Below are 23,322 nucleotides of genomic sequence, written 5' to 3'. Positions count from 1 at the left end.
TTATCTGCTCCGCTTACGGCCTTCCCAGTCTTTGGAGGTTTCTCGCTATGGCTCACACGCTCAAACGCCCGTTCGCCCTGATCCTCACGGCCCTGCTCACCTGCTCGGTAAGCGTCAGCTTGGCCCAGACCTCTCCCGTCATGGGCAGCGCGGCTTACCCCGGCGAGGTGCGTCCCGACGCGCCAGCCCTCAGCGCACGCGGTCAGTACGCGGTGGGCGTGCGAACCATTTCGCTCGTCCGCAAAGATGTGCTGGACATTGCCAAGGCCGCCACCCTCACTCCTGCGCCCAACCCCCTGCCGCGCTATGACCGACCGCTGACGGTGGAAGTCTGGTATCCGGCCACCCTCGCTGCTGACCAGAGCCAGATGACCAGTTACACCGATTACCTCGGCAGCGGCCCCGGCGATCCCAAGCACCCCGTGGTTGCGTTTCAGTTTCCAGGTCACGCTGCCCGCGACGCCGCTCCTAACGCGGCAGGCGGCAAGTACCCGCTGGTGATCTTCTCGCACGGTTACCCCGGCAGCCGCTATCTGATGAGCTACCTCGCCGAGAACCTCGCCAGCAAGGGTTACGTGGTCGCCTCGATTGACCACACCGACAGCACTAACGCCGACAAAGCTGCGTTTGCCAGCACCCTGCTCAACCGTCCGCAAGACGATCAGGCCGTGCTGGACGCCGTGGCAGCCCTCTCGACTTCGGGCAGCGGCTTCCTGAACAATCTGGTGGACGCCAACAATATGGCGCTGCTCGGCTACAGCATGGGCGGCTACGGAGCGCTCAATTTCGCGGGTGCGGGCTTTGCCGATCAGGTGCTGGGCTTCGTGCCCGGCAATGCCCTCACAGCGCGGCAGCTCGGCCAGTTCACGGTTGACCCACGCCTCAAAGCGGTGGTGGCGTTTGCACCTTGGGGCGGCGACGCCGCCGTTAAGAGCCTCGGCGTTAACAATGGAGCTGAATTTGGCTTCTGGAACAAAAAAAGCCTCGCCGCCGTCAAGGTGCCGACCCTGTTCCTGGTAGGCAGTCAAGATGACGTGGCCTTTTACCAGAACGGTGTCAAGCCTCTGTTTGAAAACGCTGTCAACTCTGACCGCTACATGGTGGTCTACCAAAATGCCCGTCACAATGCCGCGCCCAATCCGCCGCCTGCGGCCAGCTACAGCAGCATCGACGACTATACGCATTACTCCGAAGCGGTCTGGGATATGCAGCGTCTCAACAACCTCAACGAGCATTTCGTGACCGCCTTCCTCGATTACCGCCTGAAAGGCAAAACCGACGAGGCCGCCTACCTCAACGTGCCTACTCCGATTGCTCAGGACGGCAAGTACAGCCGCAACGCCGACGGCACGCTCAAAGCCGACGACACCTACTGGAAAGGCTTCCTCAACCGCACCGCGCTGGGGATCGAGTTGTACCACCTGAACGCCAAATAAGGGCGCTCGCCAGCTCAAAATAAGAAGCAGGGTATTCCTCGAAAGAGGATGCCCTGCTTCTTTGCCTGCCTTGCTTAAGCCCGCTTCACCTCGCCCGCCGACTCACCCCACGGATTGAGCACCACCTTGATGCAGCCGTCGTGCTTGTCGCGGAAGGTCTTATAGAGTTGCGGCGCGTCGGCCAGAGCGGCCCGGTGGGTGATCACGAAGCTGGGGTCGATGTCGCCCGCCTCAATGTGCGCCAGCAGCGGCCTGATGTAGCGGTGGGTGTGCGTCTGGCCCATCTTGAAAGTCAGACCCTTGGCAAACGCTGCGCCCAGTGGCAACTTGTCGACCAGGCCGCCGTAGACGCCCGGCATACTCACGGTTCCGCCCTTGGCGCAACTCAAAATTGCCCAGCGCAGCGCGGTGATGCGGTCAAAGGTCAGCTTCATCTTCTGCTGGGCGGTGTCGAGCAGCGCTCCGGGGCCGTGCCCGTGCGCTTCCAGGCCCACCGCGTCGATGACATGATCGGGGCCGCGCCCGCCAGTGGCTTCCTTAAGGGCGATCAGCACGTCCTCTTTCTCGTAATTGATGGTTTCTATTCCGGCCTCGGCCGCCAGCCGCAGGCGCTCAGGGAAGCGGTCAACGATAATCACTTTGGCCGCCCCGAGCATCTGAGCGCTGCGGGCGGCGAACTGGCCGACTGGCCCCGCACCGAACACCGCCACCACGTCGCGGCCCCTGACGATATTGCAGTTCTCGGCGGCCTGATAGCCGGTGGGGAAAATATCGGTCAAAAACAGCACCTGCTCGTCGGGCAAGTCGGTTTCGATTTTGAAGCCGCCCACGTCGGCAAACGGAACCCGCACGTACTGGGCCTGTCCACCCGCGTAGCCGCCGTAGAGGTGCGAGTAGCCGAACAGCCCGCCGCCGCTGGTCGCGCCGTAGAGGGCTTCGGCCATTCGGTGATTGGGATTGGAGTTGTCGCAGGCGCTGAACAGCCCGCGCTGGCAGTAATCGCAAGTTCCGCAGGCGATATTGAACGGAATGACGACCCTATCGCCGACTTTGAGTGTCTTAACGTCGCGGCCCACTTCCACGACCTCGCCCATAAACTCGTGGCCGAGAATGTCGCCCTTTTCCATGCTGGGAATAAAGCCGTCGAGCAGGTGCAGATCTGAGCCGCAGATGGCTGTCGAGCTGACCCGCACGATGGCGTCGCTGGGCAAGAGCAAGGTGGGGTCGGGAACGGTTTCCACGCTGACGTGGTTGGTGCCTTGCCAAAGAACTGCTTTCATTTCGCGCCTCCTGCTCTGCCACTGCCTGTCCTGCCGCTGCTCTGTCCCTGGGTGGTGGGCGCAAAACCGAGTTCCTGCTCGCGCTTGAAGCGCATCAAATCGTCCCTGAGCTGCTGGGCCGGTTCCTGCCCGGCAATGCGGGCGGCCACCACCCCAGCGGTGCCCAGAGGCGCACGGTACTTGAGCCGCACCACCACTTCGCTGCCGCGTCCGCCCGGCGCGGGTCTAAACAGAATTTCGCCGTTGTTGTCGATGCTGGATCCTGGCAGCGAGGCCCAAGCCAGCCGCTTACCCGGTTCGTCGGCGGTGATCTCGGCTTCCCAACTGACGCTGCCCAGCGGAGCCTTGACCGTCCAGCGCGAACGTTTCTCGCTCAGCACCACCACGCTCTGAAGGTGGCTCATCAAATTCGGCAGCTTATCGAGGTCGCGCCAGACGGCGTACAACTCGGCCGCATTCTTATTCACCGTGACCGCCTCGCTGATCAAAGTTTGGCCCGCGTTGTTTTGCTCCACCTTGATGGCAGTCGCCAGCGGATTGCTGCCGCGTACAGCCACAGCAGTCAGGCCCAAGCCGAGCCCTCCCACCAGCAGCCTACGCCCCGCGCCGCCGCCCAAGCCCAAGATCAGCAGGCCAAGGCCCAGTGCGCCGACGGCGACCCGCTCGGTGTCCTGCATCTGGCCGCCGTTGCCGCCCTGAAAAAAGGCCTTGCGGGCCGCTTCTTGAAAACCGCTCTTCTGAATGTTGGTCATAGTAAGCTCCTCATCCGTTCACCACTTCGCCGCCGTTGGGGTGCAGTGCAGTATCTGCTCACTGATCTGGCTCAAATCGTCCGATACCCAAAGCACATAAGCAGGTCGCCACCTCAGCGGCGGGAACGGTGACTGGAGTTTGTCTAGGTCATGCCGAATATTGAGCCGCCTGACCGCTCCCCAAAAGGCGAGTTCTCCCACTCTCTGAAGGGACATTCAAGCGCCTGCTTAGATGCCGTTATGCTTTTCCAAATTCAGATGAAGCCCTGCTCAGAATTCAGCCCTACCTCAACGCCAGCTCAACAAAAATTGAGCCGCTTCCCACGGCTTCCCGGCCAGTTTTCTGCACAATGGGCAAGATCAACCGAGCGCTTCAGGAGGAAACGATGGCACTCTTCGGATTAGGGATAAAAATGAACGACCTCAAGGATTTGTACGTCGAGCAACTGCGAGGTCTGTATTCGGCGGAAACGCAACTCACCGAGGCGCTGCCCAAAATGGCCGACGCCGCCAGCACGCCCGAACTCAAGCAGGGCTTCACCGACCACTTGGTCGAGACCCAGCAGCAGATTCAGCGCTTAGAGAGCATTTTTGCCGACCTCGGCGAAGACCCGGGCGGCCGCATCTGCAAGGCTATGCAGGGTCTGATCGCTGAAGGCAACGACATGATCAAAGAAAAAGCTGTGCCTGCCGTCAAAGACGCGGGCCTGATCGCCGCTGGGCAGCGGGTGGAGCATTACGAAATCGCCGGGTACGGCACCGTCCGCACCTACGCCGAGGTTTTGGGCTTCGGACAGCATGCCGATTTGCTGGCGGCCAGCGAGCAAGAAGAAAAAGACACCGATCAGAAGTTGACCCAGCTTTCCAAGCAGATCAATCTGGAAGCGGCCTCGGCTTAAAGAGTTTTCTGTTTCGTGGCGCTGGCTTAGAGAGGTCAGTGCCCTTTTTCTGCCGCTGAGAGCGCCAAGAACACCCGCGCCACAAATGCCGGTTCACCGAGTTTGCCGCCCAGCACCTCTTCTATTCGGCTCAGGCGGTAGCGGAGGGTGTTGATATGAATGTTGAGTTCGGTGGCCAGCGTACCCAGCGAACCGGCAAAACTCAGGTAGCGGCGCAAAGTTTCTTCCAACTTGCCGCCCGGATCGCTTCCCCGCAGTTGGGCCAACAGCTGCCCCGCGAGCGCCTGCGCTTCAGCGCCGTCCAGCAATGCCTGGAGTGGGTCGAGCCGCTCGAATACGATCAGACCCCGCGCCGCCCGCACGCTGCTGAGGGCTTGTTCGGCTTGTTCGAGAGCAGTGCTCGCCCGCGCCTGACTCGCCTGCACCGCACTGACGCCCAGCCGGAAATCCGTTTCGGTGGCGGCTCGCAGGGCGCTGAGTAGGCCCGCCGCTTCCCCCGCTGCGCCCTGACTGTCCCACAGCCAGATGGCCTTGTCGCCCCGCACCGTCGTCAAGCACTTCAGCCCCCTTTCCCGGAAGTAGCCCTCGCCCACGCCGCACAAGATGTCTAGGGCCGCGATATGCGTTTCACGGCTGCGCTCGCTGCGGGGAAGCGGCTGGGCGAGCCTGAGCGCCGCCAGCATGCACGGCTCATGCACAGACGCGCCGCTCACGTCGCCCGACAGCAGCGCTTCCAGCACCCGCTCGCCCACCCGCCGCCGAGATGCGCCCGCCGCCGCCGCTTGCAGGCGGGCCAGTTTGGCGAACTCCGCCGTCAGTCCAAACAGAACTGGCCACTCGGCACCGGCCCAAAGGTGCAGGCTGCCGATTGAGCGCCCTTCATAAGTCAGGCGCTGCTCAAAGTGCTGGTCACCGCTGGGCGTTCCGGCTCTGGCCACCGTGTCGCCCCAGCTCGAGCGCAACTCCGCTTGCCCGCCCGTGACCAGTGCCAGCCACTGCACCAGTTCCCGCTCTGGGCGGTGGCTTTGCAACGTGGCCGCCAGCGAGGTCAGCAGCGAAGCGGCGGCGGGCAGACTTTGAAAGCTTTCCTGTGCCAGCAAGCGCAAGGCAGCCGCTCTCAGAGCCGATCTAGGGGCGTTCGGCAGCAGGCTCTGGGCTTCTTCGAGCGTTTGAAAATGGGCTTCCCCTTCCGCTGGAATGCAGAGGGCTAAGCGCAGGGCATTGAGGCTGGGCATTGGTTGGATTCTACAAACTGAGCGCTGATTTTTGTTGATTCAGACCTTGTACAGGCTGGGACGGGCGCTTAAAGTGAGCCAAAGACAATTTGCTTCGTTCAACTCAGGAGGTTCAATGACTGCCGTACCTTCCCCCAAGCCCGCCGAGCAACTGCGCCAAACCCTTTTCAAGCGCCGCCTCAAGCACTTTATCGGCGGCGAGTGGCAAGACTCTGCCAACGGTGAGACGTTTGAAGTCCACACGCCCACCGACAACTCTCTGCTGACGGTGGCAGCCAGCGGTGACGCCCGCGACATTGACCGCGCCGCGCAGGCCGCCTGGGACGCTTTTCCCGCCTGGAAAGCGCTGGACGGTAAGGCCCGCCGCAAACTTCTCTACAAAGTCGCCGCGCTGATCGAGGAACGCGCAGAGGAACTCGCGCTGGCCGAGAGCATGGACACCGGACAAGCCATCCGCTTCATGAAATCGGCAGCGGTGCGGGCCGCCGAGAACTTCCGCTTTTTCGCTGACCGCGCAGAGGCTGCCCAGGACGGGCTGAGCCTGCCCACCGCCGGATTTTTGAATTACACCCTGCGCCAGCCGATTGGCCCCGTCGGGATCATCACCCCCTGGAACACGCCCTTTATGCTGTCGAGCTGGAAGATCGCGCCCGCGCTGGCGTCCGGCTGCACGGTGGTTCACAAGCCCGCCGAATGGAGTCCGGTGACGGCCACGCTGCTGGCCGAGATTATGCACGAAGCCGGCATTCCGGCGGGCGTCATCAACCTCGTCCACGGCTACGGCGAAACGGCGGGCAAGGCGCTCACCGAGCATCCCCACATCAAGGCGATTGCTTTCATCGGCGAGAGCAGCACTGGCAGCCTCATTCAGAAGCAGGGGGCCGACACCCTCAAGCGCGTGCATCTGGAACTGGGCGGTAAGAATCCGGTGGTGGTGTTTGCCGACGCCGATTTAGACCGCGCTCTGGACGCCGCCGTGTTCATGCTCTACAGCCTCAACGGACAGCGCTGCACGTCGTCGAGCCGCCTGCTGGTGGAGCGCAGTATTCACGACGGGTTCGTGGAGAAGCTGGCTGAGCGCGTCTCCAATATCAAAGTGGGCGATCCTCTCGACCCTGCCACTGAGGTCGGGCCGCTGATTCACCTGCGCCAGTTCGAGAAGGTGTGCAGCTACTTTGACATCGCCAAGCAAGACGGCGCGACGGTGGCGGTGGGCGGTGAGCGCATCGGCGAGGTAGGCAATTACGTGCGCCCGACGCTGTTCACCAATGCCCGCAGCGACATGCGAATCGCCCAGGAAGAAATCTTTGGGCCGGTGCTGACCGTCATTCCCTTCGAGGACGAGGCCGACGCCCTGCGGATCGCCAACGACGTGCCCTACGGTCTGGCGGGCTACCTCTGGACGAACGACCTGACCCGCGCTCACCGTTTTGCGCAGGGGCTGGACGTGGGGATGATTTGGGTCAACTCGGAGAATGTACGCCACCTGCCCAGCCCGTTCGGCGGCATGAAAGCCAGCGGCATCGGGCGCGACGGCGGCGACTACAGCTTTGATTTTTATATGGAAACGAAGAATATCGCCGTGAATCTGGATGGGCACCGGGCGGCGAAGTTGGGGGGAAGTTAAGGCGGTTGCGCGGCTCTTTCCACGACTCACCCCACACCCCCACAAAAAAAGGAGTTCCCCATGCCAGCAAGAACCGGAAAACAGTTCCTTGACCGTCTTCGCCACAATCCGCCCAACCTATACATCGACGGAGCCGCCGTCACCGACCCGACGACCCATCCCGCTACCAAAAACATCGCCCACTCGTTGGCGGGCCTCTACGACATGCAGCTTGCGCCGGAGTTTAAAGACAAACTCACTTACGAGGACGGTGGCCAGCGCTACGCCATGAGTTTCAAAGTGCCGCGAACCAAAGACGATCTGCGCGAGATTGGCGAGGCGCACCGTATCCGGGCCGATTATTCGCTGGGTACGCTGGGCCGCGCTCCCGATTACATGAACACCAACGTGATGGCGGCGGGCATGGCCAGCGCTTACTTTGATGAGTGCGAGAGCAGCGGCGCAACGGGCAGCGGGCGCAACTTTGCCGAGAATATGAGGAACTATTACGACTACGTACGCGAAAATGACCTGTGCCTGACCCACTCGCTGACCAATCCGCAGGTCAACCGCAGCAAGCAGGCCTCGGAAATGCCCGACCCCTATATCGCCATGGGCATCGTGCGCGAAACCGAGGAAGGCGTGATCGTGCGCGGCGCACGGATGCTGGCGACCCTGCCGATTGCCGACGAAATCCTGATTTTTCCGTCCACCGTCATCAAGGAAAACGGCGACAAGAGCCGCTACGCGATGGGCTTCGGGCTGCCAACCAACACGCCGGGCCTGTACTTCCAGTGCCGCGAGCCGTTCGATCTGGGGCGTGATACCGAAGACCACCCGCTGAGCAGCCGCTTTGACGAGCAGGACGCCTTCGTGATCTTTGACGACGTGTTGGTGCCGTGGGAGCGCGTTTTCCTGATGTACGACATGACGCTGGCCAATCAGGCTTACTCCAAAACCGACGCCGTGTTGCAGATGGCTTACCAGGTCGTCAATCAGAAAATCGCCAAAACCGGCGCGTTTCTCGGCCTGGCCCAGAGCATCGTGGGGGCGGTGGGCAGCGGCCAGTTCCAGCACGTTCAGCAAAAAGTCAGCGAGATCATCGTGACGCTGGAGATCATGAAGGCGCTGCAAGTCGCGGCGGTGGAAGGCGCGGCACTCAATCAGTACGGCGTGATGACCCCGGCACGTGGCCCGCTGGACGCCGCACGCAACTACTACCCGGCGATTTACCCACGTCTCAATGAGATTATTCAACTGCTGGGCGCGTCGGGCATCATCATGATGCCGAGCAAGGCCGACCGCGAGGGGCCGCTGGGCGCGTTCATCGACAAGCATTTGCAGGCTGCCAACGCCACTGCCGAGGAGCGCCTCAAACTCTTCCGGCTGGCCTGGGACATGACGCTGAGCAGCTTCGGGGCGCGGCAGAACCTCTACGAGAAGCACTTCTTCGGCGACCCGATCCGGATGGCGAGCGCCCTCTACGAGGTCTACGACAAGGAGCCATTTGTGGAGCGGATTCAGGCGTTTTTGAATCAAGCGGTGCCGCAGCCGGTGAGCGCCGATGACTGACCCTGTTTCAACTCAGCAGCCGAATGTCATCCGCATCGCTCACGGTATTTTTTACGTCACCGATCTGGAGCGTTCCAAATATTTCTACGTAGACTTAATGGGTCTAAATATCCTCCACGAGACCGAGGGCGCACTCTACCTGCGCGGCAATGAAGACCGCGAGTGGACGCTCAAGCTGGAACTCGCACCGGAAGCAGGCGTCAAGCATCTGGCCTACCGGGTGGGAACGCCCGCCGATCTGGACGCCATGACCGCGTTATTGGACAGGCAAAGCATTCCCTACCGCTGGGAAACCGAGCTGGACCGGCCCAAGCTGCTGCGCTTTCAGGACCCATTCGGCGTGCCGGTGGCCTTCTACGCCGAGTCGGTCAAGCACCAGTGGCTCTTGCAAGATTACCACTTGCACCGGGGCGCGGGCCTCCAGCGCATTGATCACATAAACGTGATGACGCCCGACGTGGAAGGCGTGATGCGCTGGTACATGGACAACCTCGGCTTCCGGCTCAGCGAATTTACCGAAGATGACAAGGGCCGCATCTGGGCGGCGTGGATTCAGCGCCGGGGCAGCGTGCACGACCTGGCGCTCACCAACGGCACTGGGCCGAGGCTGCATCACTTCGCTTACTGGATGCCCGATATGCAGAGCATTATTCGCCTGTGCGACATTCTGGCCGGAGCGCGGATGCCCGAAGCCATTGAGCGCGGCCCCGGCAGACACGGCGTCAGCAACGCTTTTTTCCTGTACATCCGTGACCCTGACGGCCACCGCATCGAGCTGTATACCAGCGATTACGTCACCGCCGACCCCGACTTCGAGCCGATCCGCTGGGCGCTGGACGATCCGCGCCGCCAGACGTTGTGGGGCGCAAAAACACCCAAAAGCTGGTTTGAAGAAGCCGCGCCGCTGGAAGCCTTCGAGGGCGGCTGGGTCGAGGCCAAAGCGGGCGAGTTGGTGGGATTGCCGGTGCATGTGATCTGAGAGTGCTGGGGGACAGCTTGCTGAAACAAGCAAGTTCACGTTGTCCACCGCTCTTTCCGCGTCGCCGCCCCTGACGAACGGCTTTTCCTACGAGTCACCAGCCATACGGTTACTGTTCTTTCATCATAGATTGACCACAGTCATCATCACCTGCCCCAAAAAGGAGCCAAATGCCCATCTCCTCCCAAGAGTTCCGCGCCGCGCTTGGCAGGTTTGCCAGCGGCGTAACCATCATCACCGCCCTACAAGACGGCGAAAAACGTGGCATGACCGCCAGCGCTTTCGTTTCGGTCAGCATGAATCCGCCGCTGATTCTCATCAGCGTGGATAAGCGGGCCATGATGCACGCCGTTTTGGAGCAGGGCGGGGCGTTCGCGGTCAACATTCTCTCGCAAAGTCAGCAGCTGCTCAGCAATCACTTCGCAGGCCGTCCGGACGCGGGCCTCAACATCGCCTGGAGCGAACTCGGCGGCCTGCCGGTGCTCAGCGGCGCGGCGGCGCAGTTGGCCTGCTCCAAATACCAAACGTACGAAGGCGGCGACCACACCTTGTTCGTGGGCGAAGTTCAGGCCACCTGCATCAGCGATAAAGTGCCGCTGGCTTATTTCGGGGGTACTTACAGGGGCCTGACCGCCGTCTTGCCGCCGGAAGTAGAAAAAATGGGAGTCATGTTATGAAAAAACAAGCAACGAGAAGATCAAATCCATGAAAACTGCCCGCTTCATTTCAAAAGGCCGCCAGCACAACGGCGTTCTCAAAGACGGCCTGCTCTACGACGCGGCAGGCGAAACACACCGCCCCGAGGACGTGCAATTTCTGCTGCCGCTCAAGCCCGGCAAAGTCATCGCGCTGGCGCTCAATTACGCCGACCATGTGGCCGAACTGGGTTTCAAGGCCCCCGAGGAGCCGGTGATGTTCCTCAAGCCCAACACCAGCCTCTTGCCGCACGGCGGAACGGTGATTTACCCGCGCGGCGCGAAGTTCATGCACTACGAAGTCGAACTCGGCATCGTGATTGGGCGCGACGCTCGGCGGGTCAAGGCCAAGGATGCCGAAGACTACGTGGGCGGTTACACCATTGCCAACGATCTGGTGGTGCGCGACTATGTCTCCAATTATCACCGCCCGCCGATGAGGGCCAAGGGCTGGGACACCTTCGGGCCGCTGGGGCCGTATCTGGTCAGTGCCGACGAAGTGCCCAACCCCTACAACTTGGGCCTGCGGGCCTACGTCAATGGCGAACTCCGCCAAGAAGGCAACACCCGCGATATGATCTTAAAAGCCCCCGAACTGATTGAATTTATGTCACGCTTCATGACTCTGGAAGCGGGCGACGTTATTTTGACCGGCACGCCCAAAGGGGTCAGTCACGTGGGGCCCGGCGACGTGATGCGCCTGGAAATTGACGGCTTAGAAGCCCTGGAAAATGACATTCAATGGGAAGACGAAAGCGCCGAACCGCTCATCGCCGACGAGGGAGCTCGGACGTAATGCCTCATTTAACGGTGGAATACACCGATAACCTTAAAGAGCCGCGTATTCGTGAGCTTTTGTCCAGATTAAACGCCGTTCTGATTGCGAGGGGCGATGTTTACCCCATCGGCGGTATCCGCGCCCGCGCCGTCAAGCTGACCGAATACGTCGTCGCTGACGGCCAACACGACGACGCTTTCGTGCATGTCACCCTCAAAATCGGTACGGGCCGCAGCGAGGAGATGAAGCAGATCACCGGAGATGAACTGTTCGACGTGCTGAAAGAACATTTCGCCGACGCTTTTTCGTCAAGGAAAATCGCGCTTTCGCTAGAGATCGGTGAAGTGGAAACGTGGAAGAAAAACAATATCCACGAGCGTTATAAGCAGGCGGCGCTATGAGGAAGGACAAATGCTGACGCCCGATCAAATTCAGGACGCGGTGCTCAGGCTTCACAATGCTGAGCAAACGCGCGTTCAAATTCGTCAACTCTCGCTTCAATATCCCGAAATCACCATTGAAGATGCCTACGCCGTGCAGGCAGCTTGGGTGGCCCACAAAGTCAGCAAGGGGCGCAGTATTTACGGCCACAAAATAGGTCTGACTTCCCGCGCTATGCAAATGTCATCCAACATTAGCGAACCAGATTATGGCGTGCTGCTTGACGATATGGTGTTCAGTCAGGGCTCTGAGTTGCCTATTTCACGGTTTACTCAGCCAAAAGTGGAAGTGGAATTGGCCTTTTTGCTGGAGCGCGACTTGAGCGGGCCCAATTGCAGCGTCTTTGATGTCTTGAAGGCCACAACTTACGTCGTTCCGGCTATCGAAATTATTGACGCCCGTATCGAGCGCACCGACAAAGAAACCGGCGTGACCCGCAAAGTCTACGACACCATCAGCGACAACGCCGCCAACGCGGGCATCGTTTTGGGGGGACGTCCCGTGCGTCCTGACGCTGCCGACCTGCGCTGGGTGGGCGCTCTGCTCTACCGCAACGGCGTCATCGAAGAAACCGGCGTGGCGGCTGGGGTGCTCAACCATCCGGCCAACGGCGTGGCGTGGCTGGCCAACAAACTGCACCCGCACGGCGTGACGCTCAGGGCAGGGCAAACCATCTTGGCCGGTTCGTTTACCCGTCCGGTAGACGCGGCGGCGGGCGACACCTTCCACGCCGATTACGGCGAGTTGGGCGGCATCGGGTTCAGGTTCTCCCTATGAGCGGCCTCGTGAATACCTTTGCCCTGCACTTGCAAGCCGGGAAGCCGCAAATCGGGCTGTGGTTGGGCTTGGCCGATTCCTACTGCGCCGAGATCAGCGCCGGAGCGGGCTTCGACTGGCTGCTGATCGACGGCGAACACGCGCCGAATGACGTCCGCAGTACCTTGCGGCAACTTCAAGCGCTGGCGGCTTACCCGGTCACGCCGATCGTGCGCCCGCCCAGCGGCGAAACCTGGATGATCAAGCAGTACCTTGACTTGGGTGTCCAGACCATTTTGGTGCCGATGGTAGAAAGCGCCGAGCAGGCCCGTGAGCTGGTGCGGGCCACCCGCTATCCGCCGCAGGGGATTCGCGGCGTGGGCAGCGCTCTGGCGCGTGCTTCGCGCTGGAACCGCGTGGCCGATTACGTGACGCGGGCCGACGCTGAAATTTGCTTGTTGGTGCAAATCGAGTCGCGCTCCGGCTTGGCGGCCCTAGACGAAATTGCCGCCGTGGAAGGCGTAGCGGGCTTGTTCATCGGCCCGGCTGACCTCAGCGCCAGTCTGGGGCACCTCGGAAACCCCAATCACCCCGAAGTCATCAGCGCCATTGAGGACGCGGTTGCCCGCATTCGGGCGGCGGGCAAGGCGGCGGGCATCCTGACCAGCGACGAAGCGCAGGCGAGGCGGTATCTGGAACTGGGCTGCACCTTCGTGGCGGTGGGAGTAGACACTTCGCTGCTGGCGAGGGCGACGCGGGAGCTGGCCAGCAAGTTCAAGGCCGATTTGACGGGCGCGTCCGGTCAAGCGGAGGAACGGGGCGGGGCGGTGTACTGAGCAGCGCTTTTCCTGCCGGATTTTCTCCTTAACTTTGCAGCCACTGTTTCCAATCTGCCGACTCGCCGGATTCAGCAAATGCCGGCAGCGGCCCGAGCTTGGCAATCAGGGCAGAAAAATACTGGCGTACCTCTGCGTTTGCCCCAGAGTGCGCTAGCGCCGCGCTCAGCACGCTGCGGGCAAGTCCTTGCTGACCTTCGCCGCTCAGCACTTCGGCGAGGCCGCCCAGCGCTTCGGCCACCAAAGAGGGTGCGTCGTGTTGCAGCGCCAATGTGCCGCCTTGCCGGTAGGTTTGGCGGGCCTGCGTCAGCTCGCCGCTACGCGTCAGGGCGTGGCCCAAATTGATCAGCGCGTTGGCTTCTTCCCATAGGCGTCCGGCGTCCTGGGCTTGGCGCAGCACTTGGCGGGTCAGTTCAGCGCTGCGCTGGAAGTCGCCGCTGAGCAGCAAGACCCAGGCCAAGCCCGTCAAATTGAGCGTCAGTCCAGCGCGGTGCCCGTAGCGCCGATGAATCTCCAGCGTCCGCTCAAACAAAGCTTTGGCGTCGCTGAGACGGCGCTGCTCGGTGGCCACCAGCGCCGCCGTGTTCAGAACGTCGCTGAGCAGGAGTTCGCCCCATTCTTCAAGGTGGCGCTCGACGTGGTTCACCACAGTCCCGATTTGGTGCTGAGCTTCGTTCAGTTGGCCCAAATAAACGGCGGCGCGGGCTTGGCCTTCCATCGCCTTTACCTTTAGGCGCAGCGGCAAGTCCGGCTGAGCGCCAATGGCCCGGTAAAGCGCGTGACTCTGGATATACAAGCTGCGGCGGTGCAGCAAGCGGGCTTCGATGAGCGACGCTTCGGCCAGCGAGTTCGGCTGCGCCAGAGAATTTGTCGTAAAAGTTGCAAGACTTTTATGACCGAGCGGAGCGAGTGAACTATGTGCTAGAGCAGATGGAAGTGGAATTGGTGGGGTGCTTTTCCACAACAATGGAACGGACAAATGCTCTAGGCCGCTGAGATACGTTTGTGCCGCCGCGTGGTCGCCGCACTGCTGGGCCACCGAAGCGAGCGCCAGTCCAAGGCGCTGACGCCAACCCACGTCCAGCGCCGTGCCGCGCTGAAGAGCCAGTTCCAGCTCGGCGCGGGCTTCGGGCAAGTAGCCCCGCGACAAGCGGTAAGGCAGCAAGCCGAGCAGCACCTCGGCCAGCTCGCGGCTCAGCGGAGCGGGGCGCAGCAGCAAACCGGCCACCACCGCCCTCACCGTCGGGTAATGCTGATCGAGTTGCATGTACCAAGCGGCGCTGCCTTCCGGCTGAGCGCCGAGGAGCCGCTGAAGCTGCCTCAGCGCCCTCTGGCCAACTTGGCGGCGCAGGTCAGGTGAAGTGTGCCAAACGGTCTGCGCTCCCGCGCCCAGAGCGCCGGCCAGCCGGTAAAGGCCGCCGCCTACCGCCTGAAGATACTGCTGATCGCGCAGCGCCCCCAACAAAAACGGTGACGCGCCCGACAGCGCTTCTGCCCAGCTCAGTTCAAACGGGCCGCTGACACTGCTCATCGCGGCCAGGACACGGCGTTCGTAACCGCCCAGCAAAAGCCAAGCTGGATAAGGCTCCCCGCTCCCGAGGCGCTGGGCGGCGCTGGCTGGATCAGCGTTCAGCAGCGCGGCGGCCGCCGACAAGCGCAGCGGCTCGCCGCTGATCCAATCGGCCATTTGCCTGAGCTGCGCGGCGCTCAGGCGGCTCCGGCTTTTCTCTTGCAGGGCCGCCGTCACGCTTTGCTCGCTGAGCGGCTCCAAAGCTAGGACGCTTTCGTGCTGTGCGCCCAGCGGAGCCCGAGCCGTGACGATAATGCGGCTCAGCGGCGCGGAAGAAAGCAGCGTCTCTAACATCTGAGCGCTCAACTGCTGCTCGGCGGGTTCATCAAGCAGCAGCAAGGTGGGTTGCCGCGCCAGCAAGCGGCCCAGACTGGCCAGATCGACCCGTTCGCTGGGACGGCCCAGCAACGCTTCGGCGAGGCGGGAGAGCGTCATCTCAGGTCCGAGCGTTCCGCTGAGACTGACACTCTGAACGCGGGCGAAATGACTGCCCAACTCGCCCAAGATTTGCTCGGCCAAGCGGGTTTTGCCGCGTCCGGCTGGCCCGGTGATGGTCAGCAAGGAGCCGAGGCTTAGCCGCTTGACCGCTTCTTGCAGCTCTGTACGCCGGCCATACAGCAGGGGCCGGGGCCACAGCAGCGGCTGGGTCAACTGATAGGCAACGGCTGTTTCCCAGTCGCTCGTCAAACTCGACAGCAGGTGGGTCAGCGTTTCGCGGCGCAGCGAAGCTTCGAGCCGCAGGGCGGCCAGCCAGCGCAGGGTCGGTGCCGGTAAGCCGCCCGCCCGCTGATAAAGCCAGCGGCGCGTCTGCGGCTCCAGCCGTTCGCGGCCTAGCAGCTCACCGAGCGCGTTTTCGCTCAGCGGCTCCAAAGTGATCTGGCTGGAACTCAGCCCGGTGAGTGCGGCGGACGCGGGTTTTCCCGCTTGCCCGCGCAGCACCACCTGAGCGGTGCGCAGCAGCGGTTGCAGGGCCACTAAAGTGGCTGCGTCAAAGCACTCGGGCCGGTCAAGGAGGATGGCCAAGGGCTGGGCGGCGGGGGTCAGGTGCTGGCCGCTGAGGCGCTGCCCGTTCAAGGTGGCCTGATCCCAAACGCCGTAATGCTGGCATTCCCGCGCGGCGCTGCCGGACAGGTGCAGGGTTTGGTAGCCCAGCGTGCGGGCCACCACTTCCAAATGCTGTAAAAAAGCGCTGAGTCCGCCGCCCGGCGGCGCGTGGACGAGGAGTTCGGCGGCTTGGCCCTGAAAGGCCGCCCGCAGAAACTGAGTGCCCTGGTCCAAGGACGGCCCCCGCTCCAGAAGACGCGGTGTCGGCGTTTCAAAAGGACTTTCCACGTCCTGGCTGATGATTTGGGCTTTGCCGCGCCGCTTGGCGGCATATAAGCGCTGGTCGGCCTGGGCCAGGACCTGCCCGAGGTCAGCACTCTGCGCGACCTCGGCAATACCGACACTGACGCTGATAGGTAAGCTGGCCCGCTGCACGCTGCTGAGCAGATGCTGCGCCCAGAGATGCAGTTCGGCGGCAGGCACCGAAGCCAGCAGGGCGAATTCGTCGCCGCCGAGGCGGTAAGCCTGCCAGTCTGGGCGCTGATGGCTGCCCAGCGCGGCACTGAGGGTTCTGAGCGCTTGATCTCCAGCCGCGTGGCCCAGCGTGTCATTGATGAGTTTGAGGTGGTCGAGGTCGCACATCAGCAAGCTGGCGGGCCGTTTGCCGCCCAACTGCAAAAAATCAAACGTTAAAGCTGCCCGGAGAGGCAGAAGAGTCAAATCGTCGCGGATGGCCGGCCTCAATCCTTTCTCACTTTGCCCTTGAGCAGAAACCACAAAGCCATTGTGACAAATTAAACGCTGCGGCGCTCAAGATTTTCTCACGTTTGACCCCCAGTGCTCAAAGAAATGTGGTCGGGCAGACTCTGCACGGACAGTCTGAAGCCGCTCTCAGCATATTCCACAATGTGAGCAGGCCCCGAGATGCATAAACATACCCTCCGGGGTCGGCTTTTAGATTCGCTATGGTACGCACAGCAACGCCCCGGCTCAGTCCGGCAGCACTGGAGGAACCGCTATGCAGGATCAGCAGGAGCAAAAGAAAAGCCAAGTCGAGATTCAAAATCAAGATACGCCGGTTGCCGAAACGGTAGAATCTGATTTGCATAAAGATTTAAGGCGTGATCCTTCATCTACCAATTCGGCGCACACTCACACCGACGAGGGGCGAGCCGAGGCGGCTCAGCAGGGCTTGTACGACCCGGCCAACGAACACGACGCTTGCGGTGTCGGCATGGTCGCGCACATCAAAGGCAAAAAGGCCCACAGCATCATTGAGCAGGGCCTCAAGATTTTGGAGAATCTGGATCACCGGGGCGCAGTCGGCGCAGACAAGCTGATGGGCGACGGCGCGGGGATTCTGATTCAGATTCCCGATGAATTCTACCGGGCTGAAATGGCGGCTCAGGGCGTGACATTGCCGCCCGCTGGCGAATACGGCGTCGGGATGATCTTTTTGCCCAAAGAAGCCGCCTCGCGCCGCTTTTGCCAACAGGAACTCGAGCGGGCCGTTCACGCCGAGGGACAGGTGGTGCTGGGCTGGCGCGAAGTGCCGGTGGACAGCAGTATGCCGATGTCGCCCGCCGTGCGCGAAAAAGAGCCGGTCATCCGGCAAATCTTTATCGGGCGCGGCCCCGACATTTTGGTGCCCGACGCGCTGGAGCGCAAACTTTACATCATCCGGCGAGTGGCCTCCAACGCCATTCGTTACCTCAACCTGACCCACAGCAGCGAGTATTACGTGCCGTCGATGTCGTGCCGCACAGTGATTTACAAGGGCCTGCTGCTGGCGACTCAGGTGGGACAGTATTATCTTGATCTCAAGGACGTGCGGGTCGTCTCGGCCCTTGCCCTTGTTCACCAGCGCTTTTCGACCAATACTTTCCCCGAGTGGCCGCTGGCCCACCCCTACCGGATGGTGGCCCACAACGGCGAGATCAACACCGTCAAGGGCAACTTCAACTGGATGCGGGCACGCGAGGGCGTGATGAGCAGCCCGATTCTGGGCGACGATCTCAAGAAGCTGTATCCGATCAGCTTTGAGGGCGAGTCCGATACCGCCACCTTCGACAACGCGCTCGAACTGCTGACACTGGCAGGCTACCCGATGGCGCAGGCGGCCATGATGCTGATTCCCGAAGCGTGGGAGCAAAACGCTTTGATGGATCAGCAGCGCCGCGCTTTTTATGAGTACCACGCCGCCATGATGGAGCCCTGGGACGGCCCCGCCGCGATGGTCTTCACCGACGGGCGGCAACTCGGTGCGATGCTCGACCGCAACGGCCTGCGCCCGGCCCGCTATATCGTCACCAAAGACGACTTGGTGGTGCTGGCCTCCGAATCGGGCGTGCTGCCGATTCCCGAGCGCCAGATTGTCCGCAAGTGGCGGCTGCAACCTGGCAAGATGTTCATGATCGACTTTGATCAGGGCCGGATCATCGAGGACGACGAACTCAAGGCCCAGTACGCCGGAGCCAAGCCTTACCGCCAGTGGATCGACAACGTGCGGGTCAACCTCAGCCAGATCGACGTGTCCGGTGAGGTCGGCAGCTTCGCCGAGAGCCGTTTAGACCGTCAGCAGGCGTTTGGCTACACCCAAGAAGACCTGAAATTCTTGATGGGGCCGATGGCCGCGCTCGGGGAAGAGGGCATCGGCAGCATGGGCAACGACTCGCCGCTGGCGGTGCTGAGCAGCAGGAGTAAACCGCTCTACAACTATTTCCGGCAACTGTTCGCTCAAGTGACCAACCCGCCGATTGACCCGATCCGCGAGGCCGTCGTGATGTCGCTGCGCAGCTTCATCGGCCCCAAGCCCAACCTGCTCGATATCAACGCGGCCAATCCGACCATGCGCCTAGAAGTCTCGCAGCCGATCTTGGATTTCAATGATATGGCGCGGCTGCGGGCCATCTCCGAGCACACACGCGGCAAATTCAAGCCGCATGAACTCGACATCACCTACCCGGCAGAGTGGGGCCGCGAGGGCGTGGAAGCCAAAATCGCTTCGCTGCGTGCTCAGGCGGTGGACGCCATCAAGGGCGGGGCCAGCATCCTGATTATTTCTGACCGCAGACTCAGCCGCGAGCGCGTGGCAGTGCCCGCCCTGCTGGCAGTGTCAGCCATTCACAATTACCTGGTGCGCGAGGGGCTGCGGACTTCGGCGGGCTTGGTCGTCGAAACTGGCGACGCCCGCGAGATTCACCACTTCGCGGTGCTGGCGGGCTACGGCGCGGAGGCCATCCATCCGTATCTGGCCCTCGAAACCCTGATTTCGCTGCACGCCGATCCCAACGGGCAGGGCGACAGCGCCCACGTCGATAGTGCGCAGGCCATCTACAATTACATCAAAGCCGTCGGCAAGGGCCTCTCTAAGATCATGTCCAAAATGGGCATCAGCACCTACATGAGTTACTGCGGAGCGCAGATTTTTGAAGCGGTGGGCCTGTCGCACGACCTTGTGGACGGGTATTTCCCCGGCACCAGTACCCAGGTCGGCGGCATCGACATTTTTGGAGTGATGGAAGAAGCCATTCGTACCCATGAAGCCGCTTTCGGAGACAATCCGCTGCTGGCCAACATGCTGGACGTGGGCGGCGAGTACGCTTGGCGGGCCAGGGGCGAGGAGCATATGTGGACGCCCGACGCGGTGGCCAAACTCCAGCACGCCGTCCGGGCCAACCAGGCCAAGACCTTCAGCGAATATTCCAGCATCATCAACGACCAGTCCAAGCGCCACATGACCCTGCGTGGGTTGTTCGAGCTTAAAACCGATCCGGCGGCTGCTATTCCACTGGAAGAAGTCGAAGCCGCCTCCGAGATCGTCAAGCGCTTTGCGACGGGAGCGATGTCGCTCGGCAGCATCAGCACCGAGGCGCATACCACGCTGGCCGTCGCCATGAACCGTATCGGTGGCAAGAGCAACACCGGCGAGGGCGGCGAAGACCCGGCCCGCTACCGCGAGGAGCGCAGGGGCAACACCATCAGCGCTGGAACCAAAGTCGGTGACATCCTCGGCGCGGGCCAACTGCTGGCCGACTACGAACTGCAAGATGGCGACAGCCTGCGCAGCAAGATCAAGCAGGTGGCTTCGGGCCGCTTCGGGGTGACCACCGAGTATCTGGTCAGCGCCGACCAGATTCAGATCAAAATGGCGCAGGGAGCCAAGCCCGGCGAGGGCGGCCAACTGCCGGGCGGCAAGGTCAGCGAATACATCGGGATGCTGCGCCACTCGGTGCCGGGCGTGGGCCTGATCTCGCCGCCGCCGCACCACGACATCTACAGCATCGAAGATCTGGCGCAGCTCATCCACGACCTCAAGAATGTCAATCCCAGAGCCGACATCTCGGTCAAATTGGTGTCGGAAGTCGGCATCGGGACGGTGGCGGCAGGCGTCACCAAAGCCAAGGCCGATCATATCGTGGTCGCCGGACACGACGGCGGCACCGGCGCTTCTCCGTACAGCTCGATCAAGCACGCCGGAACGCCCTGGGAACTGGGCCTGGCCGAAACGCAGCAAACACTGGTGCTCAACCGCTTGCGTGACCGGGTGCGAGTGCAGGCCGACGGCCAGATGAAAACCGGACGCGACGTGGTGATCGGCGCTCTCCTCGGCGCAGACGAATTCGGCTTTGCCACTGCGCCGCTGGTGGCCGAGGGCTGCATCATGATGCGCAAATGCCACCTCAATACCTGTCCGGTGGGCGTGGCGACCCAAGACCCTGAACTCCGCAAAAGGTTCGCAGGCAAGCCCGAACACGTCATCAATTTCTTCTTCTTCGTGGCCGAGGAAGTCCGCGCCATCATGGCCTCACTCGGCGTCCGCAAATTTGAAGACCTGGTGGGCCGCAGCGATCTTCTAGACACCCGCAGCGGCATCGAGCACTGGAAAGCGCGGGGTCTGGATTTCAGCCGCGTGTTTTACCGGCCCGAAGGTGATTATCTGCGCCGCCACGAAAGTGGGCAAGATCACGGCCTGGAGCGGGCGCTCGATCACGTGCTGATTCAAAAAGTCCGCGCCGCTTTTAACGGCAGCGAGCCGATTCAGATTTTGCAACCGGCCCGCAATGTTAACCGCACGGTAGGAGCAATGCTCTCGGGCGAGCTGATTCGCCTGCGCCCGGAAGGCCTGCCGGACGACTTCATTCATGTCCGGATGGAAGGCACCGGCGGCCAGAGCTTCGGCGCATTTCTGGCGCAGGGCATCACGCTTTACTTGGTCGGTGACGCCAACGACTACACCGGCAAGGGGCTGTCGGGCGGGCGGGTCGTGATCCGTCCCAGCATCGACTTCAGGGGCGACGCCACCAAAAACACGATCGCTGGCAATACCGTGCTGTACGGCGCGACTTCCGGCGAGGCCTTTTTCAGGGGCGTGGCGGGCGAGCGCTTCGCGGTGCGGCTCAGCGGAGCCAGTACGGTGGTCGAGGGCACCGGCGATCACGGCTGCGAATACATGACCGGCGGCACGGTGGTGGTGCTGGGTCAGACTGGGCGCAACTTCGCGGCGGGCATGTCGGGCGGCGTGGCTTACGTCTACGACGAGGACGGCACCTTCAAGCACCGCTGCAACACCACGATGGTGGAGATGGTGCCGCTGCAAACCAGCGCCACCCAGCTCGAACAACTGCGCCTCGGCCAGGGCGACGGCCACCTGCACAGAGGCCTGACCGACGAAGAACAGCTCCGCAAGCTGATCGAAGACCACCACGCTTGGACGGGTTCTTTGCGGGCCGGCGACCTGCTCGACAACTGGGAAGCAGCGCTGGGCAAATTCGTCAAAGTCTACCCGCACGAGTACCGCCGGGCGCTGGGCGAGATGAACAGCCTTCAGGTTAGCGAAGCGGCGGGCACCATTCCCGGCGAAGTGGCGGCGGGGATTGCCACGCACACGAAGTAGAGCAGAGAACCTTATTCGCTGGCGCTCATGACCTTATCCCCACCCGCAGGAGAGATCACCAATGGCAAAAATCACCGGATTTTTAGAATACAACCGCGTCAGTGACACCTACGAACCCGCCGACGCCCGCCTGCGGCACTACCGCGAGTTCGTGCATACCCTCAAAGACGGCGACGCCAAGCAGCAGGCCGCCCGCTGTATGGACTGCGGCATTCCCTTTTGCAACAACGGCTGCCCGGTCAATAACATCATTCCCGATTTCAATGACCTGGTGTACCAAAACGATTGGAAATCGGCTATCGACGTGCTGCATTCCACCAACAATTTTCCCGAATTCACCGGACGGATCTGCCCCGCGCCCTGCGAGGCGGCCTGCACCCTGAATTTCAATGACGACGCGGTGGGCATCAAGAGCATTGAGCGGGCCATTATCGACCGTGCTTGGGAGGAAGGCTGGGTCACGCCGCAGCCGCCCGCCTTTGTGACCGGCAAAACAGTGGCAGTCATCGGCAGCGGCCCCGCCGGAATGGCCGCCGCGCAGCAACTCGCCCGCGCCGGGCACGCGGTCACGGTCTTCGAGAAAAATGAACGGGTGGGCGGTCTGCTGCGCTACGGCATCCCCGATTTCAAGATGGAAAAGCACCAGATCGACCGCCGGGTCGAGCAGATGCAGGCTGAGGGGGTGGTGTTCCGCACCGGCGTGCTGGTGGGCGAGTTGCCAGAAAAGCTGAAGGTCACCTCGCACCACACCGAGACGGTCAATCCGGACGACCTGAAAGCAGAATTTGACGCCGTGCTGCTCTCCGGGGGGGCCGAGCATCCCCGCGACCTCCCGGTGCCGGGGCGCGAGATGAGCGGCGTGCATTTTGCGATGGAATTTTTGCCGCAGCAAAATAGAGTCAATCACGGCGGGCCAACTGATGGGCAGATTCTGGCTACTGGCAAAAACGTGATCGTGATTGGCGGCGGCGACACCGGCTCGGACTGCATGGGCACCAGCCACCGCCAGGGCGCGAAAAGTGTCACCCAGTTCGAGCTGATGCCGATGCCGCCAGAAGAAGAATACAAGCCGCTGAGCTGGCCCTACTGGCCTTACCGCCTGCGCACCAGCAGCAGCCATCAGGAAGGCGGCGTGCGTGAGTTTGCCATCGCCACCCGCGAATTTGCCGGTGAAGACGGCAAGCTGATCGGCATCCGCACCGTGCGGGTGCAGTGGGAAGGCGGCAAGATGGTGGAAGTGGAAGGGAGCGAGGAATTTTTGCCCGCCGATCTGGTGCTGCTGGCGATGGGTTTCATGAGCCCGGTGGACGGCATTTTAGAGAAATTCGGCGTGGAGCGCGACGGACGCGGCAACGCTCAGGCCGGAACCGACGACGAGACCGGCTACTTCACCAACGTGCCGGGCGTATTCGCGGCGGGCGACATGCGGCGCGGTCAGTCGCTGGTGGTCTGGGCCATCCGTGAGGGGCGGCAAGCGGCGCGGGAAATTGACCGCTTTTTGATGGGCACTTCTCTTTTGCCCAGATAGACGCTCGGATATCCCCATT

16 protein-coding genes are annotated in these 23,322 nt (G+C 62.0%); 12 read left to right on the top strand and 4 right to left on the bottom strand.

Translation table 11 applies throughout. From position 1 onward, the window contains the following. Positions 1-47 precede the first annotated feature (47 nt). On the top strand, positions 48-1,436 hold the full coding sequence (locus FNU79_RS03690) for an alpha/beta hydrolase family protein (protein ID WP_143719548.1): 1,389 nt from the start codon (positions 48-50) through the stop codon (positions 1,434-1,436). Between the two features lie 74 nt (positions 1,437-1,510). Here the strand turns inward: FNU79_RS03690 and FNU79_RS03685 are convergent, their stop codons facing one another. Together FNU79_RS03685 and FNU79_RS03680 are read right to left on the bottom strand one after the other, a co-directional pair. Next, positions 1,511-2,716 (bottom strand): zinc-dependent alcohol dehydrogenase, encoded by a 1,206-nt coding sequence (locus FNU79_RS03685; RefSeq protein ID WP_143719547.1) that lies wholly within the window; start codon positions 2,714-2,716, stop codon positions 1,511-1,513. Continuing rightward, the gene (locus tag FNU79_RS03680) at positions 2,713-3,468 is read right to left on the bottom strand and encodes an SRPBCC family protein (RefSeq protein ID WP_225429857.1); all 756 of its coding nucleotides are present in this window, start codon (positions 3,466-3,468) and stop codon (positions 2,713-2,715) included. Before FNU79_RS03680 ends, FNU79_RS03685 begins: the two co-directional genes overlap by 4 nt. A gap of 386 nt (positions 3,469-3,854) precedes the next feature. Here FNU79_RS03680 and FNU79_RS03675 point away from each other — a divergent pair, with 386 nt between their 5' ends. Further along, on the top strand, positions 3,855-4,367 hold the full coding sequence (locus FNU79_RS03675; RefSeq protein WP_143719546.1) for a YciE/YciF ferroxidase family protein: 513 nt from the start codon (positions 3,855-3,857) through the stop codon (positions 4,365-4,367). Positions 4,368-4,402: 35 nt separating this feature from the next. Here FNU79_RS03675 and FNU79_RS03670 read toward each other — a convergent pair whose 3' ends face one another. Then, positions 4,403-5,602 (bottom strand): PucR family transcriptional regulator, encoded by a 1,200-nt coding sequence (locus FNU79_RS03670; protein ID WP_143719545.1) that lies wholly within the window; start codon positions 5,600-5,602, stop codon positions 4,403-4,405. 115 nt (positions 5,603-5,717) lie between these two features. Here FNU79_RS03670 and hpaE point away from each other — a divergent pair, with 115 nt between their 5' ends. The 8 genes from hpaE (at position 5,718) to hpaI (ending at position 13,265) form a co-directional block, all read left to right on the top strand. Further along, positions 5,718-7,229 carry a 5-carboxymethyl-2-hydroxymuconate semialdehyde dehydrogenase gene (hpaE, locus tag FNU79_RS03665; protein WP_143719544.1) on the top strand — a complete coding sequence of 504 codons (1,512 nt, stop codon included), beginning with the start codon at positions 5,718-5,720 and terminating at the stop codon, positions 7,227-7,229. A gap of 60 nt (positions 7,230-7,289) precedes the next feature. Beyond that, positions 7,290-8,780: a 4-hydroxyphenylacetate 3-monooxygenase, oxygenase component gene (gene hpaB / locus FNU79_RS03660; protein ID WP_143719543.1), complete on the top strand. Its 1,491-nt coding sequence runs from the start codon at positions 7,290-7,292 to the stop codon at positions 8,778-8,780. Then, positions 8,773-9,759: a 3,4-dihydroxyphenylacetate 2,3-dioxygenase gene (gene hpaD / locus FNU79_RS03655; RefSeq protein ID WP_143719542.1), complete on the top strand. Its 987-nt coding sequence runs from the start codon at positions 8,773-8,775 to the stop codon at positions 9,757-9,759. The genes hpaB and hpaD overlap by 8 nt, the downstream gene beginning before the upstream one ends. A 170-nt stretch (positions 9,760-9,929) precedes the next feature. After that, positions 9,930-10,436 carry a flavin reductase family protein gene (locus FNU79_RS03650; protein ID WP_143719541.1) on the top strand — a complete coding sequence of 169 codons (507 nt, stop codon included), beginning with the start codon at positions 9,930-9,932 and terminating at the stop codon, positions 10,434-10,436. A gap of 28 nt (positions 10,437-10,464) precedes the next feature. Beyond that, on the top strand, positions 10,465-11,250 hold the full coding sequence (locus FNU79_RS03645; RefSeq protein ID WP_143719540.1) for a fumarylacetoacetate hydrolase family protein: 786 nt from the start codon (positions 10,465-10,467) through the stop codon (positions 11,248-11,250). Next, positions 11,250-11,633, top strand: coding sequence for a 5-carboxymethyl-2-hydroxymuconate Delta-isomerase (locus FNU79_RS03640; RefSeq protein ID WP_143719539.1), 384 nt, complete (start codon positions 11,250-11,252; stop codon positions 11,631-11,633). Before FNU79_RS03645 ends, FNU79_RS03640 begins: the two co-directional genes overlap by 1 nt. Positions 11,634-11,643: 10 nt before the next feature. Next, on the top strand, positions 11,644-12,450 hold the full coding sequence (gene hpaH / locus FNU79_RS03635) for a 2-oxo-hept-4-ene-1,7-dioate hydratase (protein WP_143719538.1): 807 nt from the start codon (positions 11,644-11,646) through the stop codon (positions 12,448-12,450). Beyond that, positions 12,447-13,265 (top strand): 4-hydroxy-2-oxoheptanedioate aldolase, encoded by an 819-nt coding sequence (gene hpaI, locus FNU79_RS03630; RefSeq protein ID WP_143719537.1) that lies wholly within the window; start codon positions 12,447-12,449, stop codon positions 13,263-13,265. The genes hpaH and hpaI overlap by 4 nt, the downstream gene beginning before the upstream one ends. Positions 13,266-13,293: 28 nt before the next feature. On the opposite strand, the gene FNU79_RS03625 is transcribed toward hpaI, so the two are convergent. After that, the gene (locus FNU79_RS03625; RefSeq protein ID WP_225429856.1) at positions 13,294-16,656 is read right to left on the bottom strand and encodes a diguanylate cyclase domain-containing protein; all 3,363 of its coding nucleotides are present in this window, start codon (positions 16,654-16,656) and stop codon (positions 13,294-13,296) included. A gap of 241 nt (positions 16,657-16,897) precedes the next feature. On the opposite strand from FNU79_RS03625, the gene FNU79_RS03620 reads away from it, so the two are divergent. Both FNU79_RS03620 and FNU79_RS03615 read left to right on the top strand, forming a co-directional pair. Continuing rightward, positions 16,898-21,775: a glutamate synthase-related protein gene (locus FNU79_RS03620; RefSeq protein ID WP_143719535.1), complete on the top strand. Its 4,878-nt coding sequence runs from the start codon at positions 16,898-16,900 to the stop codon at positions 21,773-21,775. Positions 21,776-21,836: 61 nt separating this feature from the next. Further along, positions 21,837-23,303: a glutamate synthase subunit beta gene (locus FNU79_RS03615; RefSeq protein ID WP_143719534.1), complete on the top strand. Its 1,467-nt coding sequence runs from the start codon at positions 21,837-21,839 to the stop codon at positions 23,301-23,303. Positions 23,304-23,322: the final 19 nt, after the last annotated feature.

The sequence above is a fragment of the Deinococcus detaillensis genome (assembly GCF_007280555.1).
GTDB lineage: Bacteria > Deinococcota > Deinococci > Deinococcales > Deinococcaceae > Deinococcus > Deinococcus detaillensis.
The sequence above is the reverse complement of the archived record's forward strand: the minus strand, read 5'-3'. Positions and strand labels throughout refer to the sequence as shown.